The organism is Flavobacterium sp. 140616W15, assembly GCF_003668995.1.
Taxonomy (GTDB): domain Bacteria; phylum Bacteroidota; class Bacteroidia; order Flavobacteriales; family Flavobacteriaceae; genus Flavobacterium.
Map to the genome: position 1 here is coordinate 1,873,035 of NZ_CP033068.1, position 20,031 is coordinate 1,893,065.

12 protein-coding genes and 1 pseudogene are annotated in these 20,031 nt (G+C 33.9%); 1 reads left to right on the top strand and 12 read right to left on the bottom strand.

The window, feature by feature from the left end:
* Positions 1 to 76: 76 nt before the first annotated feature.
* The 4 genes from EAG11_RS07915 to EAG11_RS07930 all read right to left on the bottom strand — a co-directional run bounded on the left by EAG11_RS07915 (position 77) and on the right by EAG11_RS07930 (position 8,202).
* Positions 77 to 1,633 (bottom strand): DUF4957 domain-containing protein, encoded by a 1,557-nt coding sequence (locus EAG11_RS07915; protein ID WP_129538706.1) that lies wholly within the window; start codon positions 1,631 to 1,633, stop codon positions 77 to 79.
* 35 nt (positions 1,634 to 1,668) lie between these two features.
* Complete coding sequence (locus EAG11_RS07920) at positions 1,669 to 3,480, bottom strand: RagB/SusD family nutrient uptake outer membrane protein (protein ID WP_129538707.1); 1,812 nt, start codon at positions 3,478 to 3,480, stop codon at positions 1,669 to 1,671.
* 18 nt (positions 3,481 to 3,498) lie between these two features.
* Positions 3,499 to 6,636 (bottom strand): TonB-dependent receptor, encoded by a 3,138-nt coding sequence (locus tag EAG11_RS07925; RefSeq protein ID WP_242499294.1) that lies wholly within the window; start codon positions 6,634 to 6,636, stop codon positions 3,499 to 3,501.
* Between the two features lie 108 nt (positions 6,637 to 6,744).
* Positions 6,745 to 8,202, bottom strand: coding sequence for a glycoside hydrolase family 28 protein (locus EAG11_RS07930; RefSeq protein ID WP_230728302.1), 1,458 nt, complete (start codon positions 8,200 to 8,202; stop codon positions 6,745 to 6,747).
* Positions 8,203 to 8,470: 268 nt separating this feature from the next.
* On the opposite strand from EAG11_RS07930, the pseudogene EAG11_RS07935 reads away from it, so the two are divergent.
* Positions 8,471 to 9,498: pseudogene (locus EAG11_RS07935) on the top strand (LacI family DNA-binding transcriptional regulator).
* A 320-nt stretch (positions 9,499 to 9,818) separates the two neighbouring features.
* Here EAG11_RS07935 and EAG11_RS07940 read toward each other — a convergent pair.
* From EAG11_RS07940 to EAG11_RS07975, 8 genes are all read right to left on the bottom strand, one after another.
* Positions 9,819 to 11,435 carry a UxaA family hydrolase gene (locus EAG11_RS07940; protein ID WP_129538709.1) on the bottom strand — a complete coding sequence of 539 codons (1,617 nt, stop codon included), beginning with the start codon at positions 11,433 to 11,435 and terminating at the stop codon, positions 9,819 to 9,821.
* Between the two features lie 19 nt (positions 11,436 to 11,454).
* Entirely contained in the window at positions 11,455 to 12,903 is a 1,449-nt protein-coding gene (locus EAG11_RS07945) for a tagaturonate reductase (RefSeq protein ID WP_129538710.1), read from the bottom strand.
* A gap of 198 nt (positions 12,904 to 13,101) precedes the next feature.
* Positions 13,102 to 13,770, bottom strand: coding sequence for a bifunctional 4-hydroxy-2-oxoglutarate aldolase/2-dehydro-3-deoxy-phosphogluconate aldolase (locus tag EAG11_RS07950; RefSeq protein ID WP_129538711.1), 669 nt, complete (start codon positions 13,768 to 13,770; stop codon positions 13,102 to 13,104).
* Between the two features lie 10 nt (positions 13,771 to 13,780).
* The gene (locus EAG11_RS07955; protein WP_129538712.1) at positions 13,781 to 14,803 is read right to left on the bottom strand and encodes a sugar kinase; all 1,023 of its coding nucleotides are present in this window, start codon (positions 14,801 to 14,803) and stop codon (positions 13,781 to 13,783) included.
* A gap of 388 nt (positions 14,804 to 15,191) precedes the next feature.
* The gene (uxaC, locus tag EAG11_RS07960) at positions 15,192 to 16,598 is read right to left on the bottom strand and encodes a glucuronate isomerase (protein WP_129538713.1); all 1,407 of its coding nucleotides are present in this window, start codon (positions 16,596 to 16,598) and stop codon (positions 15,192 to 15,194) included.
* Between the two features lie 20 nt (positions 16,599 to 16,618).
* Positions 16,619 to 17,401 (bottom strand): gluconate 5-dehydrogenase, encoded by a 783-nt coding sequence (locus EAG11_RS07965; RefSeq protein ID WP_129538714.1) that lies wholly within the window; start codon positions 17,399 to 17,401, stop codon positions 16,619 to 16,621.
* 6 nt (positions 17,402 to 17,407) lie between these two features.
* Positions 17,408 to 18,244: a 5-dehydro-4-deoxy-D-glucuronate isomerase gene (gene kduI / locus EAG11_RS07970; protein ID WP_129538715.1), complete on the bottom strand. Its 837-nt coding sequence runs from the start codon at positions 18,242 to 18,244 to the stop codon at positions 17,408 to 17,410.
* An 83-nt stretch (positions 18,245 to 18,327) separates the two neighbouring features.
* Entirely contained in the window at positions 18,328 to 19,773 is a 1,446-nt protein-coding gene (locus tag EAG11_RS07975; protein WP_129538716.1) for an MFS transporter, read from the bottom strand.
* Positions 19,774 to 20,031: the final 258 nt, after the last annotated feature.

Here is a 20,031-nt window from a genome sequence, read left to right on the forward strand (position 1 = left end):
TTATAAATTTGTCTAAACTTTTGGGTGCAGTCTAAAATGCACACCTCTTTTCCTTAAACCTAATTATAGGATACCGCTATTTAAACCATCGTGGATCTCCAATATTATTATCTTTTAATGTCTGATTTCCAACTGTAAAGTCACCTTCTGCCGCGTTTGCCAGTATAGGATCTAATGTTGTATAATTACCTGAATTATCAAATTTTATAGGAGTTGCCGCTGTAGCATAAAGAGCTCCTGAATTATAGTAATTATTATTTACAAATGTCGGAGCCACTGTTGCTCCTTGATTTGCATAGATTGCTGCCGTTTGCACAAACAATGTATTACGAATAGTTGTTGCATTGGAAACAAAACGAACATATAAAATTCTATTTGAAGCTGTCATAGACTTATTGTAAATCGTACATCCATCAATTAATATATTAGTTGTTAATCCTGTTCCTGTTAATCCAGCGGCATTATCTATACGAATAAAATCACGCCCTGATGCACAGTTATTAAACGTACTATTTTTTAACGTAATCTGACCAATATGAGCAATTCTAAAATCAATAAAATCACCTCCTGTAGTTAGTACATTTGTAACAATAGAATTCTCAATTATAGCAGAAGTAACTTTTGTATTAGCTAGACTGGAAGAAATCAATGACTTTGCAAAATCATGAATTACACATCCACTTATTAAAAGCGAACCATAAGTCACAATTGCCTCATTATATTTAACAACATCAGATAAAGTTTTATCTCCATTTAAATCTAAGTCAATTAAACTCAACATTGAAGATCCATTGCCTAAATTGAAATTCACATGTAATAATGGTTTCTTAAAACTGTATAATCCTCTAATTGTTATTGGCTTATTTACAGCTATCGTTCCTTTAAAAGCAGTGTAGTCACCTGGCATCAATACTAATACTGCTCCTGGTGCTGCATCGGCAATTTTAACACTTAAATCATCTTCTGGTTTTACCAAAATTCCTGTTCCTATATCAATTCCTGTTGTAAATGTAAAATAACCTCTTTTTTTAGAGCCATTAAACAACTCTGCGGTATATAATGTTTCTCCTTTCAATCCTTCAACAATTGCTATTCCACTCGCCTTTTCTGCTGGAGTAATATCATGCTTAATCGCCCCTGGATTAACAATAATTTGCGTTACGTTACTATTGGCTCCCCATCTCAATGTTACTCTATTTGCCTCCACATCTCCATCTTGAGTAGCTAAGAAAATTTGCTCCGATAGCGTTGTTACTTTTCCAATTGTCCATTTAGAATCTTCTAATCCTGTTTTGCTTACTGCTTTTAAACGTACAGAGTAAACCGTTTCTCCTTCTAATTGTACTCGAATAGGCAGTTCTTTAGGACTGACTTTTACTGTTTTATAAATAGTTTTGAAATCGGGATCATCTGCACTGAATTCTACAACATAATGATCTGCACTTTCGTTTACAGTCCAATTTAATTCAACTGCTGTTTGATTTCTAACTACTGCACTAATTCCTATAGGAGAGAATTCTCTTGTTGCCCCTATTCCATCCAATAATCCTTCATTATAACTTTCACAGCTTGAAACAGCTAATGCTAGTAGTAATGTAGCTATTAATCCTTTTAGTATATATTTTATTTTCATAAACATAATAATTTATAATTAGTTTTTAGTACCTATTAATAGCCATAATCATTGAACAACTTTCCGTTGCTTCCATCAAGAATCATTTGCCATATTGGCCAAAATTGTCTCGTATTTGGATCGATTCCTACTTTGTAAATAGAATTTATCTTACTATCTGTAAGCACATTCCAAGCAAAAGAGGTATAATCTGCTCCCGGATTTACATTTTCTCCACGATTCAATCCGTAAATTTCTAAACTAACATTATCCGCTTTATATTTATAATACAAGGTAGTAGGTACATCAGCATACTCTCCTATGTGTTTTTGTAAATCAAACATTTTTTGTTTGGCTTCATCTAGTTTCACTTTTAGTAAATTCCAACGAATCAGCGCTTGTTTACGTTCCATTTCTCCTGTAAACTCATATTTATTTTCATCTACAATAGCATTAAACATGGCTGTTTTACCTCCTAAATTACTTATATAATTATCTACTTTTTGGGCATGATCAGCAGCAGGAAAAGCTCTTCTGCGAATTTCTTTTAGATAAGGTGCTGCGGCTGCGGGCCCTTCTAATTCATTAGCTGCTTCAGCGGCAATTAAAAGTACCTCGGCATAACGCATGTAAATTTTATTTACACCATCATCATTAGTCGAAGTAACCAAACGTTTCATCCATTCGTAACGGTATTTTCCAAAACACCATTTATTTAATGCTCCTAATTCTTGTTTAGCAATTCCGTTTACTGGTTTACCATATATATAAGGAACACATGTTACATCTCTACGGCTATCTGATTTATCGTAATCATAAAAAATAAAAGGAAGCGGTCCTGCCGTACCTCCACGATTAGGCCCGTTTTTATGAAACTGATCACTATCTGTATGTTTAACAGCAAAACTATATAACATTCTTCCTCTACCATCTGCGAAAGGAATTTCCCAAAGCGACTCTCCTCCTGCAGCAATATTTTCTTGGTTGTATTTTCTCCAAAAAGTTTCAAATGAAGACTCCAAATTCGCTTTTCCACTCAGGATTACTGAACGTGATTCATCTAATGCTAGTTTATACATTTTGTCAACCGAAAGCTCAGGATCATTACTTCTGCGCACCCCATCAGGATATTGCTGGAATCCGCTAGCAACCAATGCCAAACGAGCACGCAATCCTTTTACAAAAGCTTTATTAATTCGTTCTACACTACTAGTCGCCGGGCTTTCATTTGGCCATGGCACTAACGTAGCGGCTTCTCCCAAATCCTGAATAATCTGTTTGTAAATTACATCACGATTTGATTTTGCTAAATATATTGTCTCACTATTTACAGGCTCAAAACGTGCGGGTACATCACCATGCGCCTTAACCAAATCTGCATAATAAACGGCACGCAATGTTAAAGCCTCTCCTAATAAATATCCGAATTCAGTTCCCGGCTTTGGATCAGCATATTTACGGATTCCACGTATGCACATATTAGCACGCTCAATTCCAGTGTACATCGATGTCCATGGATTACCTCCTCCTCCCTCAGTTAATGCTACATTCATTTGACCGTTATTTGGCTTAGCATCATAAATACTTAAATCAGGTTTATCATCTGAGGTTGATTCTGAAGCGTTATACCACTCAACATCTGTATTAAATCCATAAAAAGGAAGAAAACGACCTCTATGCCCATTCGTATCTGCAAATGCAATTTTGATTCCATCTACTGCACTTTTGGTTAATCCTTCATTAGAAAAAACTTCTGCTTCTTCTAAAGTCGATTTTCCAGGAGCATCCAAACCTTCTTCTGAAAATTCCTGACAAGCACTAAAAAGACTTGCTAAAATCAATCCTGCTATTATTATTTTATGTTTCATCTTTTGATAGGTGTTAAATTAAAAATTAAGGTTTAAACCAAAAACCAATTGTCTGCTACCCGGATATGCTGAATAATCTACACCCGGAGTTAATGGTGTTTTTCTTCTTGTAGAAACCTCTGGATCTGGCCCTGAATAGTTTGTAAGTAGAAAAACATTAGTAGCAGTAAGGTAAAATCTTAATTTTGAAACTCCCAATGCTGAAATAAGTGAATTTGGTGATGTATACCCTAATGTAAGTGTATTAAGTCTTAAAAATGAACCATCTTCAACTGCCCAATCATTAAAAACATAACGATTCATATACGGTGACCACATTGTAGTGTTAGCATTAAGAGCAGCTAATTCTGTCGGATCAGTTACTAATTGTCCTGTAGAAGGATTTAAATTTGTCCATCTGCTTCCATCAGCCATATCTGTGCTTAAATTTCTATATTGCCCATTTGGTGTAGAAGTAGTAAATTCAACTTTATTTGCATTATAAACATCATTACCTACACTGTAGTTAAATGAAGCTGAAAGATCAAAACCATATGCATTACCATTGATTACAAATCCGCCGCTAAATTTCGGATTTGAATTACCAATTATTGCACGATCTGCTATTGTAACAACTCCGTCTCCATTTAAATCCTTTAATTTCATAGTTCCTGGCTGTACCGTTCCTACAATTCCTGAACTATTTGTAACTCCTGCTTTTAGAGTATATTTTGTTCCATCATAATCAAAATCAGATACCTCATAACGGCCATCATTCTTAAAGCCATACATCGTACCTATTGGTTGCCCTACTTTTACTAGATAATCTCCATCTATAGCTGAATTCCATGTACTTGATGGATTAAAACTATCCATTACTCCAAGTGAATTAATACGGTTTTTATTTACACCTATATTAAAAGAGAAATTTAAGCCGTAATCCTTTTTTTGTATCGCTGTAACATTTAATGTAGCCTCAAAACCTGTATTTTGAGTCTCTCCCATATTTCTATACTGACTTGCATAGCCAGATCCTGGTATAAGAAAGTTTATTAAAAGATCATGTGTTACATTTTTATAAACTTCAAATGAACCACTTACACGACTCTTGAAAAAGTCAAAGTCTAATCCTAAATTTTGTGTTACAGTTGTCTCCCATTTTAAGTCTGGATTAGTCAATACATTAGGAGCTGCCCAATAACTATCTGAACCATTTATCCAAGATGATGTTGTTGATTCTAAACTTTGTACTGTTTGTCCAGTTGGAATATTATTATTTCCAGCCTCTCCATAACTTAATCTAAGTTTAAGTGAGTTCAACCAAGATACTTCTTTCAAGAAGCTTTCTTCTGAAATTTTCCAAGCTACCGCCGCTGCTGGAAAATACCCCCATTTATTTCCTTTTGCAAACTTACTTGAACCATCAGCACGGTACGTTGCTGTAAAAAGGTAACGGTCTTTATAATCGTAATTTATACGTCCAAAAAATGAAAGTAATTTATCATCCGCAAAATAATAATTATCTACAGAGAAAGGCTTAGCCTGTGAAGTCAGCTTTTTTGCTTGATCGAAATCAAAAAACTTCGGGAAACCTTGCAAAACAGTATTTACATCATTTCTTTGGTAATTTATCGATTCTTCTCCCACAAGGATTTTTAAATTATGATTTTCGCCTAATGACTTTTTGAAATCATAATTTAATGTATTTGCATTTCTAAAACGAACATCTTTACGATCGGTCATTGTAAGCGCAGGCATCCCTTGTAGAGTAGCTGCAGGCTTATTAGCAACGTAATAAGTAGAACGCCCGTAGAAACGATTGTCTAAATAGTTATAATTATCTAATCCTAAATCAGTTTTAAAAACCAATTTATCTGTTAGTTTCCATGAAAAACTCCCTAACATATTGAAGTTTTTTCTAAACTGCTCGCGATCATTGTCAGCCACAGCTACAAAAGGATTTACTAAATAACCTGACACAGCTTCATCTGTATCATCTGTTGTTAAACCTGGCATTGGAAGCGGAGAATACCCCACAGCATGCTTTAATCGTGAATCATTCGATGAAACTTCATTTTGCTCATTTGCTCCTCCACCGTTTATCTTTGTATTAGAGTAACGCATTGTAAAAGCTAAATCAATTTTATCAGTTGCTTTACTTTTTAACGCAAGCGATAAGTTGTCTCTTTTAAAATCCGAACCTACCATTATCGCTTTCTCATCGTAGTGTGCATAATTAAAATTAAAATTAATTTTATCCGAACCACCACGTATTCCTAAATCGCGACTCTGTACTTCTCCTTTACGCCCGTAAATTTGCTTTTGCCAGTTGTCCCCTTTCATTCCTTTGTAAATATCATAATCTTGCCATGCTCCAAAATATTTTTCATAAGAGTCTGCATTTCCTTTTGCTAGCAAAGCATATTCATATTGCCACTTTACGAAATCTTCTGGATCCAGAACATCTATTTCATTAGCCATCTTTTTCATACCATAGAACATATTCAGATTTACTGCTATCTTCCCTTCTTTTCCTCCTTTAGTAGTTATAATAATAACTCCATTTGCACCTCTTGATCCGTATATAGCTGTAGATGATGCATCTTTTAAGGTCGTAATAGTTTCTATATCTGAAGCCGAAACATCACTCATACTATTTACAGGAAAACCATCTACTATAATTAACGGTGAGCTATCCTGAGTTAATGATCCTCCACCACGAATTCTAATTTTAATCTCAGAATCTGGTGATCCTTCTGAAGATACCACCTGAACTCCAGCTATACGCCCTGTAAGAGCTTCGGCTACATTTGCAATAGGTGTCTTTCTCACATCATTACCTGATAAAGTAGAAACAGCTCCTGTTAAATCCCCTTTTTTAACTGTACCATACCCCACAACAACAACTTCGTTTAAAGTATTAGCATCTTCATTTAATACAATCTCTAATTTATTTTTTCCTGCTGCAGTAACTTCTTTGGTTTTAAACCCTATAAACGAAAAAGTTAATATTGCTTTTGGATTAATAAGTTTAATTTTAAAGTGCCCGTCAAAGTCAGTAGAAACACCATTTTTTGTCCCTTTTTCTAATATATTTACACCAGGAAGAGTCATTCCCGCCGCATCTTTAACAGTACCTTCAACTGTAACATTCTGAGCAACTATTTGATTGCTCATGAAAATTATCAGAAAAAAGGTCCAGACAAAATAACTTCTTGCCCCTTTTTTTAATAAATGGTTATTGATCATAAATTTGGTTTTAATAGTTAAGGTTTGTTTTGGTTATTATTTTATGTTTTTCATTTTAGTACCATTGATATAGGTATTGTTAAATTTTAAATTCTTTACATGTTTAAGCGAATAGGGCTTTTCTACTTTTTCGATTGTAACATTCGTTAGCGTTATATTCTCTATAGGAGATTCTTCATAACCGTCTGCCAGAATACCGTATTTTCCTCCGTTTTTCACTTTAATATTTTCTAGATTTATGTTTCGTATTCCTGGAATAAAATTGCCTACCTGGCTACCATAAATATTATAAAACATTGTTATTCTTAATACTGATTCTGCAACTGTTCCAACTTCAATATTTCTTACATAAACATTTTCAGTAAGCCCTCCTCTTTTTGAATTGGTTTTGATTCTAATCGCTCTATCAAGATTTGGACTATCCATAATGCAATTTTCTACAAAAACATTACTTACACCAGCAGATATTTCACTTCCCATTACAACTCCTCCATGACCATCTATCATTTTGCAGTTTTGAACTATAATATTCTTACTCGGGATCCCAACTCTTCTTCCATCTCCATCACGCCCTGATTTTATTGCAATACAATCGTCACCAGTATTAAAAGTGCAATTTCTAATAATTACATTTTGAGAATATTCTGGATCACAACCATCATTATTAGGACCATGACTTATAATAGTTACTCCATCTACAATTACATCTCTTGATTTCATTGGATGGATAACCCACGAAGGCACATCGATAATTTTTACATCTTTCACTAAGACGGTATTACATTCAAAAAACTCTAAGAAGTTCGGACGTATATAATGTCCTTCTCCAAAAATTCTTTCAGATACTGGAGTTCCTATTTCTCCCATTTCGACCAAAGTCGGACGATTCAGTGGATCATTTTGGCTAGGCATTCCTTTTTCCCACCCATATCCTTTACCAGCCCATGTCCACCAATTTTTAGTGCTAGACTGCCCATTAAGTGTTCCTTTTCCTGTAACTGCAACATTTGTCTTGTTGTAGGCATATATAAAAGGAGAATAATTCATCATTTCTGTACCTTCAAACGAAGTGTGAACTATTGGATAATCTTTCGGATTTGTGCTAAATAAAATCTCTGCATTATCATCCAGAAATAAATTCACATTACTATCTAAATGGATTGCTCCTGTAAGGTATTTTCCGTTTGGAACGACTACCTTCCCTCCGCCATTTGCTACACAAGCGGCAATGGCTTTTTTAAACGCCAAGGTGTTATCTGTAACTCCATCAGCTACTGCGCCATATTCATTTATGTTAAAGTTTTTATCAGGGAATTTTGTAGTAGGAATTTTTTTAATTATCTCTTCCATTTCCTTCCAAGGATTTTTTTGAGCATGTAATTTTGAAGAAGTCAGACACGATAAAAATAAAGCTGTAATTACTATATAAATATATTTAGTATTCGCTAGTACTGATTTGTTTATAAGCATTGCGGTATGTTTTTTAAAATTCATTTTGAAAAAATTAAACATTATAATGTAATCGATTACACGAAAATATATAATTACATTGAATGCGCCAAATATATTTAGATAAAAATTATATATTTAATTTTTAATCACAAAAAAAAATGTATTTAGTGTAAAAAAACTAACAATTTATTATAATAACACTCATTTACTAACAGTTACTAAAGAAATAAAGTAATCGATAACAACAACAAGTTGTTTATGATAAAAAATTCTTATTTTTGTAACGCATTAATAAATAAACTACTACAGCATGAGCGAAAAAATAACTATCTACGATATTGCAAAAAGATTAAACATCACTGCTGCTACTGTATCTAGAGCGTTAAATAACAATCCGAAGATAAAAGAGAGCACGCGCAAGTTAGTTATAGAAACTGCCGCTGCTATGAACTATAAACAAAACAGACTTGCATTGGCTCTTCAAAGTGGAAGAAGTAATAATATAGGTGTTATAGTTCCTCGTATTGATAGTAACTTTTTTGCTTCGGTAATTAGAGGTATTGAAGAAGAACTACATCCGCATGGTTTTCAGGTTATTATTTGCCAAACTCATGAAGATCCAAAAAGAGAAAACGAAAATCTACATACGTTACTCGATGCTCAAGTAGACGGTATTTTAATGTCGGTTACAGATGTTAGTAACGAAAATGATGCTGCTTTTAGACACATCGTCAATAATAATGTTCCCTTAATATTTTTTGATAGAAAAAAAGACATCAGCGGAGTAAGTTCTGTAACTATTGATGACTTTAAAGGCGGCTACGAAACGACCAAGCATTTAATAGATCAAGGATGTAAAAGTATTGCTCATTTTTCTGGAGATCAATCGCTAGAAATTTTCAAAAATAGGTTTCTTGGTTACAAGCAAGCGTTACTAGACAATGGATTACCATTTGATGAAAAATACGTGATTCAATCCAAAAGTAGCGTCGATGCTGGTAAAATAGCATTAAATACTTTGATGCAATATGATACGCCACCAGATGCAATATTTTCTTCAAGTGATTTTGCAGCCTTAGGAGCTATTCAGGAATTGAGAGCAAGAGAAATTAATATTCCAGCCGATTTTTGTGTTGCAGGATTTAGTAACGAGCCCTTTACTAAATTCATGGAATTATCTATTACTTCTGTGGATCAATCTCCATTAGAAATGGGAAAAATGGCCGCTCGTGTTTTCTTAGAACAAATGGACAAAACTGATAAAATAATGATCGAAAAAAGGTAGTCCTGAAACCTGAGTTACACATTCGTAAATCATCTGCCAGATCTACCCATTAAAATTTTTTAAATATTATTTTTTACCATTAAGTTTTTTCTTTTACCATTAAGGGATTAAGTAAAATTAAGTCTCATGAAGAAATAAATCGTAAGAGTTGTTATTTTAAGTCAAACAACCGCAAACTTGTCTCCCTGAGGGACGAAGGGTCTCCACAAGAAACTAACGCAAAGTATTTTTAGATTGTCGAGCTACTAACGGAGACCCTTCGTCCCTCAGGGTGACAAAACTGAATAGAAATTAAACAAAAAAAAGACCATCATTTCTGATAGTCTTTTTCTTAATTATTCTTAATATCTTAATGGTAAAAAAAGAAAAGATTTTAAAGAGAAACTCCCCTTTTCCAAGGAATAAAATCATTTTGATTTAAGATTGCAGCTTTAGTTTTTATTTTTCCACTAGCAACATTTATTATAAATTCAAGCATTTCATCACCCATTTCTTCAATAGATTTTTCTCCTGTGATAATTCCGCCAGTGTCAATGTCAATAATATCAGACATTTTTGCAGCCAACTCAGAGTTTGATGAAATTTTTACAACGGGTGCAATTGGGTTTCCTGTTGGAGTTCCTAATCCTGTAGTAAACAAAACAATATTAGCTCCTGAACCAACCATTGCCGTAGTACATTCTACATCATTTCCTGGTGTACAAAGCAAGTTCAAACCTGGTTTTGTTATATACTCACCATAATCTGAAACGCCTACAATTGGAGAAGTTCCTCCTTTTTTGGCAGCACCAGCCGATTTCATGGCATCGGTAATTAAACCATCTTTTATATTTCCTGGTGATGGGTTCATATCAAATCCTGAGCCTGCATCGACAACTGTTTTTTCATACCATTTCATCAATTCCAAGAAACGTTTTCCGCTCTCATCCTCTACGCAACGGTTTACGAGTTCTTGCTCTACTCCACACAATTCTGGAAATTCTGAAAGAATTGTAGTCCCTCCTAAAGCAGCCAATAAATCAGATGTTACCCCCAAGGTTGGATTAGCCGAAATTCCTGAAAATCCATCAGATCCGCCACATTCCAAACCTATTGTTAATTTAGATAATGGGGCTGGTGTTCTTTGTAATTCATTCGCTTTTTTAATAGCTTCAAAAGTATCTTTTACAACACTACTTAGCATCGCCTCTATAGTTCCAATTTGCTGTTGATCATAAATTAAAACAGGTTTTTTACTATTAGGATTTATCTCGTCTAATGCATCTTTAAAAATCTGAATTTGAAGATTCTGACAACCCAAACTTAATACTGTTGCTCCTGCTACGTTTGGATTATTTACATAACCAGCCAACAATTTAGCCAAACTATGCGAATCCTGACGAATTCCACCACATCCACCTTGATGCGTGATAAATTTTACTTCGATATTATTGAATAAATTAGAATCATTAGAAGCCGCTTCATTACTGGCTCCACCGCTTTCTGACTTTACCAAAGAACGAAGTAACAACTGATAATCATTCTCTTTAGGCTTCATCAATTCCTTTTCAAAAATATCTTTTAATATTTCGATATTTCTGTTTTCACAGAATACTAAAGGAAAAAACAGCCAAACATTTTCGGTTCCTACCTGTCCATCTTCTCTATGATATCCATCAAAAGTTCTGTCTTTCCATTTATCAATATTAGGAACAGTCCAACCTATTGATTCTGTTTTTTCAAAAACTTTAGCACTTTCATGTTTTACATTATCGGTAGTAAGCACATCGCCTTTTACAATAACTTGACTTGCTCTACCAACCAAAACACCGTACATGATAATTTTTTCGTCTGATGCAAAATCAGACAAAGCAATTTTATGCTTCGATTTAGTATCTGAAACTACTGTAATAGTTTCTCCCTCAAACTGAATAGTTTCTCCAGCAACTAGATTTACTAAGGCTACAGCTACATTATCAGTAGGATTAACTTTTATTAATTTTTTTTGCATCGTAAAATGTATGAGGTTATTATTTTAATTTCTTTTCATAATTGACAAAACCTTGCTCAATTCCGTTCAATTCAATTTCTGATAAGGCAATTGCAATCGTGTCTTGTAATGATTTAATCGATGTTAAATCTTCATCCCAAAAGTTTTTATTTCGCAACACCTGAGTTGCGATTTCATAATAATCATCTGATTTCCATGTTTTAGCAAAAAAGCTAACTATGTCTTCACTGTCATTAACAGGTAAAGTTTGGTTTTGCCAAGTGCCTTTATAAAAACGAATCAAACAAGCAAATGCAAACGTTAAATGAACTGGAAGCTTGTTGTGAATTGCGACATATTCGACTAAACTTGGCAAAACACGAACTTTAAATTTCGAAATAGAGTTCAATGCAATACTAGATAATAAATGCTTGATAAATGGATTTCTAAAACGATCTAAGACTTCATCAGAGAAGCTTATTAGTTCGTCCTTATCCATATTTAATGTTTCGTTTATTTCATCAAAAACAGCTTTATTTACAAACGTTCCTGTAAATAGATTATCTACAGTTTCTTTTACCGTTTCATTTCCATAAAGTAGAGAAAACGGAACCATTGCTGTATGCGCTCCATTTAAAATGCGAACTTTACGAGTTCTATAAGGTTGCATATCGGCTACAATCTTTACATCTAAATCGGTTTTCTCAAACGGAAGCTTAGCTTTTAGTTTATCATCACCTTCAATAACCCATAAAAAGAAAGTTTCGGCACTTACAATCAAATTATCTGAATAATCCAACTGCTTGTTATATTCTTCTATTTCATCTTTTGGATAGCCCGGAACAATACGGTCTACTAATGTATTGTGAAAACTACAATGATTTAAAAGCCATAATGTAAAATCAACTTCTAAACTCCAATCAGCACAATATTTTAATATAATTTCCTTTAAAGTATCCGAGTTATAATTGATTAATTCACAAGGAATAATTGTCAATGCTTTGGTTTTATCACCATTAAAATGCTTGAATCTTTCATATAAAAGCACTGTTAATTTAGCAGGGAATGAAACTGGCGGTTGCATTGTAGGCTTATCACTAGCAATGTATTCTATACCTGCTTCGGTAGTATTAGAAATAATAAAAGCTAATTCTTCTTCTTTGGCCAAAGCCAAAAACTCATTAAAGGAAGCATAAGGATCTATTGCTTTTACAATATTGGTAATCAATTCTTTTTCTTGAATTTCTTCTCCTTTTTTTATTCCTTTCATGAATAATGTATACAAACCATCTTGATCATTAATCATGTTTACCAATCCTTTATCGATAGGTTGCACAACAGCAATTCCTGCATTAAAATTGGCATCCTGATTCAGTTTCTGAAAAGCAAATTCTACAAATGCTCTCAAAAAATTCCCTTCTCCAAATTGAACAATTTTTATTGGAAGCTTATCAGATAACCCTATATTTTCTCTATTTAGTTTTTTCATTATTAATAACTTAAAGTGTTGTATATAATTGAATTAAATACTTTATCCTTTTCAGTTGTAAAAGAAACATTATGCCTATTACAAACAAAACTTGTTGTGAGGACTGGCAGGTTTTATTCTGCAGGAATAATGCTCTATTACAACTTAAAAATCAAAAAAACATTTAAAAACAATCTTTAGGAATAGCTATTCCGTATTTTATTTTCTAATTTTTTTTATAATCTCAAGAACTTCACTGACTTTGTTTTTTAGACCTTCAAAATCATTCTTATCTAATATTTCTTTTGAGATTAATTGCGAACCAAGTCCTACGCAAGTTGCCCCTGCATTTAACCAAGATGACAAACTTTCTTCAGTTGGAAAAACTCCACCCGTTGGCATAATACTCGTCCAGGGCGATGGGCCTTTTATTCCTTTTATAAAATCTGGTCCATAGGTATCTGCTGGAAATAATTTTACAATTTCACAACCTAATTCTTCGGCTTTGGCAATCTCTGTAAGTGTACCACAACCAGGTGACCATAATACTTTACGGCGATTACAAGCTATTGCAATATCTTCTCTGAGTACTGGCGTTACAATAAAATTAGCTCCCAATTGCATGTATAAAGAAGCTGCGGCCGCATCTGTTACCGATCCTACACCCAGAATCATTCCGGGTAATTCAGCTAAAGCGTATTTATTTAAAGCCCCAAATACTTCAAAAGCAAAATCGCCTCGACTAGTAAATTCCATTAATCGGGAACCACCATCGTAACAAGCTTTTAATACTTTCTTACTTAGCGCTATATCCGAATGAAAAAACAACGGAATCATACCATTTTCTTTCATTGTTGTAGCTACTTCTATTCTTGAATATTTTGCCATTTTATATTATTTATCTTGATACTAATCCTGCCGAATTACCATCTAGCATATTTTCAACTTCTTTTAACGTAACCAAATTATAATCGCCTGCAATGGTATGTTTTAAGCAACAAGTCGCAACAGCAAAATCTAATGCTCTTTGGTTATTATTTGGGTATTCCAGTAATCCGTAAATTAACCCGCCCATAAAAGCATCACCACTACCTACACGATCTACAACAGGTGTTACCTCTTGCACTGCAGCATTATAAATAGCTTTACCATCAAATAAAACACCACCAATTCTTTGATGAGAGGCACTTACAGAATAGCGTAACGTGGTTGCTACAGTTTTTAAATTTGGAATCAAATCGAATAACTTACTGTACAAAACAGGAAGTGATTTCTCATCCTGATAATTAGGATTTACTTTAGGAATTCCAAGCATAAAATACGCTGTATCAATATCTCCTAAAATAACATTGCTATATTGTAACATCTCTGGCATTACATCACATGGAGTTTTTCCATATTGCCAAAGTTTTGATCTATAATTTAAATCACATGAAATAGTAATCCCTAATTTATGCGCCACTTTAATAGCTTCTAAACAGGCTTGGGCTGCACTATCTGAAATCGCTGGAGTAATTCCACTCCAATGAAACCAATCAGCACCTTCCAAAACTTTCTCCCAATCGATTAATCCTTTTTCGATAGTTGCCATCGAGCTATGTGCGCGGTCATAAACGACATTGCTCCCTCGTGTTCCTGCGCCAGTTTCCAGAAAATAAATTCCTAAACGTTCTCCACCATAAATTACATTTTGCGATGCTACGTTCATTTTTCGCATTTCTTTCACTGCCGAAGCACCAATTTCATTTTCAGGTAATCTGGTAACAAACTCAGCATTTACACCATAATTAGCCAAAGACACACAAACATTAAATTCGCCTCCCCCGTAATTTGATCCAAATGTTTTAGCTTGAGAAAAACGAAGATGCCTCTCTGTTGAAAGACGCAACATAATTTCACCGAATGCAACTACTTTATTCATATTGTTTTTATTTACCATTAAGATAATTTTACCGCAAAGTTTTGAACCATTAAGAGATTAAGGAAAATTAAGATTTAGCCTTATAACTGCTTTTTTTGCCACAGATTATTATGATTAAAAGGATTTCCCACATTGTCCATAAAGTAACGCGGATGATGCTGATTTGCTAAAGCAAAGACGCTGATAAAAACAGATTTTTAAAACCATTGCGACCTTTGCGTAAATCTTTGTGAACTTTGCGGTTAATTTTTTCACAATCCAATTCTTTCAAACTCAAACCCTTAATTTTTCTTAATGTCTTAATGGTTTTAAGATTAGCGACCTTAGCGTAAACCTTTGCTTCCTTTGCGGTTAATTTTTCCTTAATACCTTTGCGGTTAACTAACCTTTAAAATTTAAAATATTCTTTTGCGTTATTATAAGAGATATCCTGAACCATTTTACCAATCCATTCCATGTCGTTAGGAAGTTCTCCACGTTTTATTTCGTCACCTAAAAGATTACAAAGAATACGTCGGAAATATTCGTGTCTTGGGAACGATAAAAAGCTTCTTGAATCGGTTAGCATTCCCACGAAACAACTAATTAATCCCATATTAGAAAGTGCATTTAATTGCTTGGTCATTCCGTCTTTTTGGTCCAGAAACCACCATCCTGATCCAAACTGTACCTTCCCTTTAATGCTCCCGTCATTAAAGTTTCCTATCATTGTTGCCATAACTTCATTATCAGCAGGATTCAGGTTATAAATGATTGTTTTTGTTAGTTTATCTTTACTATCTAATGCATTTAAAAATGAAGATAATTTTTGTGCTTGCGGATAATCTCCAATAGAATCCCAGCCTGTATCTGGCCCTAAAATTCGGTGCATTCTCGCATTATTATTTCGTAATGCTCCTAAGTGAAATTGCTGTACCCAACCAAACTCATGATAGGTTTCAGACAAGAACAACAATACAGCGCTTTGGAATTTTAAGGCTTCATCGGGCGTAATTGTTTGATTTTCTCTTTTCTTTTTGAAGATGGAATTAATCTCGTTTTCAGTGTAGTTTTCAAAGTAAATTTGATCTAATCCATGATCACTAAGTTTACAGCCATTATTAGCAAAATATTCAATTCTGTTTTTTAATGCACTACATAAATCAGCATAAGAACTAATTGTAGTTCCTGCAACTTCCCCCAGAGTATCTATATATTGATTGTAACCATCATTAGAAATTAATATCGCTTTATCGGGTCTGAAAGCGGTACTCATCTTAGTCCCAATTGGATTTTTGGCTAGTTTTTGATGGTGTTCTAAATTATCAATTGGATCTTCAGTCGTACAAACCACTTCGGCATTTACTTTTTTAAGCAAATTTTGTGTGCTATACGCTTCTGAATTTATTTTCTCAGAAGTCTCGATATAAATTCTCTCAGCCGATTTTTCATCCAATAAATCATAAATATCAAAATAACGAGCTAATTCTAAGTGTGTCCAATGATACAATGGATTACGCATCGTGTATGGAACTGTTTTTGCCCAGTTTAAGAATTTATCTTTATCAGAACCGTTTCCTGTTATAAATTGCTCATTAATACCTAATGTACGCATAGCACGCCACTTATAGTGATCCCCATTTATCCAAACCTGAGTCGTATTTTCAAAAATTTTATTCTCAGCAATAAATTGTGGATTCAAATGATTGTGATAATCTATTATCGGCTGATTCTTTGAATAATTATGATATAATTCTTCAGCAAATTTATTTTCGAGTAAGAAGTTATCGTTTATAAAAGGTTGAGTAGCGCTCATGTTAGTGATTTAAAAAGTGATTATTCGTTTGATGGTTTACCGATTGTGGCTAAAATTCCACCATCAACATATATGATTTGACCGTTTACAAATCGGCTAGCTTCAGAAGCTAGGAAAACTGCCGTTCCTGCTAAATCTTCAGGATCTCCCCAACGTCCCGCAGGTGTTCGGCTTATGATAAATTCATTAAATGGATTTCCGTCTACGCGAATAGGTTCTGTTTGCGAAGTAGCAAAATAACCTGGCCCAATTCCGTTAACCTGAATATTGTGTTTAGCCCATTCAGTAGCTAAATTTTTAGTAAGCATTTTTAAACCGCCTTTCGCAGCAGCATAAGCAGAAACACTGTTTCTACCCAACTCACTCATCATGGAACAGATATTAATGATTTTACCTTCGTTGCGCTCAATCATTTTTCGTCCCACTAATTGCGACATAATAAAAGCTCCAACTAAATCTACATCTATAACACGTCGGAAGTCTTCGATTAGCATGCTTACAGCTGGTTCTCTCTTTATGATTCCGGCATTGTTTACCAAAATATGAATTGGTCCTTGATTCTTCTCGATTGCTTCAATCTGTTCCGCAGCAATTTTTTCATCAGTTACATCAAAAATATATCCTGATGCTTTGTATCCTTTGCTTTTGTAATAAGCAAGCGCTTCTTCTAATTTGCTTGGCGTTGTGCTGCTAATTACTAACTCGGCTCCTGCTTGTGCCAACCCTTCGGCCATAGCCATACCAAGACCATGTGTGCCTCCAGTTATTAGCGCTCTTTTATTGGTTAAATCAAATAACTTCATAATGCTTTATTTAAGTTCATTTGGTGCAACAATATCCATATCTCCGTAATCCAAATTTTCTCCTGCCATTCCCCATATAAAAGAATAGTTAGACGTTCCTGCGCCGGAGTGAATAGACCATTCTGGTGATAAAACTGCCTGATGGTTTTGCATAAAAATATGACGTGTATTTTGAGGCTCTCCAAGGAAATGACAAATGGTTTGTGGCGCTTCTAAATCAAAATAGAAATATGCTTCCATTCTCCTGTCGTGTGTGTGAGCTGGCATTGTGTTCCAAACATTTCCTGGTAACAACTCTGTTAATCCCATTTGTAATTGGCATGTCTGAACGATGCTATTCACAATCAATTTATTTAAAACCCTGCGATTCGCTGTCTTTTCTTCTCCTAACTGAATTACTTCGGCATTTTCTTTGCCTACTTTTTTATTTGGAAATTTAGCATGTGCTGGAGCTGAATTGATATAAAACAAAGCTTGTTCTCCTGTAACACTTGCAAACAAAACCTCTTTACAGCCTTGCCCTACATACAAAGCCTCTTTCTTATCTAATTCAAAAACTTCTCCATCAACAGTAACAGTTCCTTTTCCACCAACGTTTATAATTCCTAACTCTCTTCTGTCTAGAAAATTTTCTGATTTTAAATATGGAATTGTTTCTAATTTCAACACTTTTCCAACAGGCATAATTCCTCCAACAATATATCGGTCATACATAGTGTATGTTAATTGTATCTCATTCTCGACAAATAATTTCTCAATTAAAAACTGGGCTCTTAATTCGTCAGTACCATACTTTTTAAAATCTGTTGGATTAGTCGCGTATCTAAATTCAAAGTTTGTCATAATTTCTTTTTTTAATAATGTAATCGATTACAAATTTATAAATTATATTCTAATTAAATCTATAAACAAATAATATTTTCAGTTTATAGGTTTGTTATAGGTGCGTACTTAGGTACTAAAAGCTTCATTACTGACCATCCAGTTAAATAACAAATAGCACAAATTGAGAAAATGATAAAATATCCCGCTTCAATTCCTTGAAAGCCCATAAAGGACATATTCGTTTCTTTACTATAATCAAATAATAATCCTGACCCTTTATTAATCATTGTAGAGCCTACTCCGCCAGCCAAACCGCCAATACCTGTTATTGTCGCAATGGCTTTTTTTGGAAACATATCTCCAACAGTAGTGAATATATTAGCAGACCAAGATTGGTGAGCTGCACCCGAAATACCAATTATGATTACTGGCAACCAATAACTAATATATCCTAGAGGCTGCGCTACTAAAGCTAATAGCGGAAAGAAGGCGAAAATCAACATCGCTCTCATTCTTCCTTCATATGGGTTCATTCCTTTCTTCTCTACAAAATATGTTGGCAACCAACCACCAATGATCGATAATAAAGTAATCATGTATAAAACAAATAATGGTAAAGCGGCTTCTGTAGAATCCATTCCGTAAACAGAACTCAAATAAGCAGGAGTCCAGAATAAGAAAAACCACCAAACTCCATCGGTCATAAACTTACCAAAAGCAAAAGCCCAAGTTTGCTTGTATTTAAAGCAGTCCATAAAAGATACTTTATCCGTATTCTCAGGAACATATCCTGCTAACTTGCTATCTGCAATATCATCTTGTTGTATATATTCTAATTCTGCAGGACATACTTTTGGGTGTTTTTCAGGCTTATCGTACATAAAAACCCAAAATCCCATCCAAACGAAACCTAATGCTCCAATAATAATAAAGGCCATTTCCCAACCAAATGATTTTGCAATAAACGGAATAGATATCGGGGCCGCCAATGCACCAACGGTAGCACCAGCATTAAATATGCTTGTCGAAAATGCTCGGTCTTTTTTAGGGAAATATTCAGCAGTTGTTTTAATAGCTGCAGGAAAATTACCTGCCTCACCTACTGCCAAAATAAAACGAGCAAAAATGAATAAGGTAACACTCACATTAATTACCATTCCAGTGTCATTAATTGTACTGATAATTTCTTTAGATTCTTCAAAACCTACAAACCAGTGTCCTGTTATTATTCCTGAAGTTGCAATACCACAAAAAGCATGTAAACAAGCTCCTAAAGACCAAATTCCAATAGCCCAAAGAAAACCTCTTTTAGTATCCATCCAATCCACAAACCTTCCAGCAAACAATAAAGAAACGGCATAAAAAATAGAAAATAAAGCAGTAATATTTCCATAATCATTATTTGTCCAGTGGAACTCAGGAGCTATATAATCACTCCATGTTAAGGATAAAACTTGTCTGTCTAAATAATTAATAGTTGTAGCAAAAAATAACAAGGCACATATACTCCAGCGATACTTTCCAGCGGATTTAGTGGTTTGATTCATGGTTTTGGTTTATTATGGTAGTTAAAAATTATTTGCTTTAATTCCTTCGATATAATTGATAAATTCAAACAGAAATTAAATTTATGTAATCGATTGCACAAATATAGTTTTTAATCCTAACTTTGCAAATAAATTAAATATATTTTTAAAAAAACCACTTAAATAAACATATCACACAAAAAAAATAATATTTAAATACTCATTAACCAATATATTTGTTAAATACAGTTTTTCGAAAAAAAATTAAAAATGAAAGAT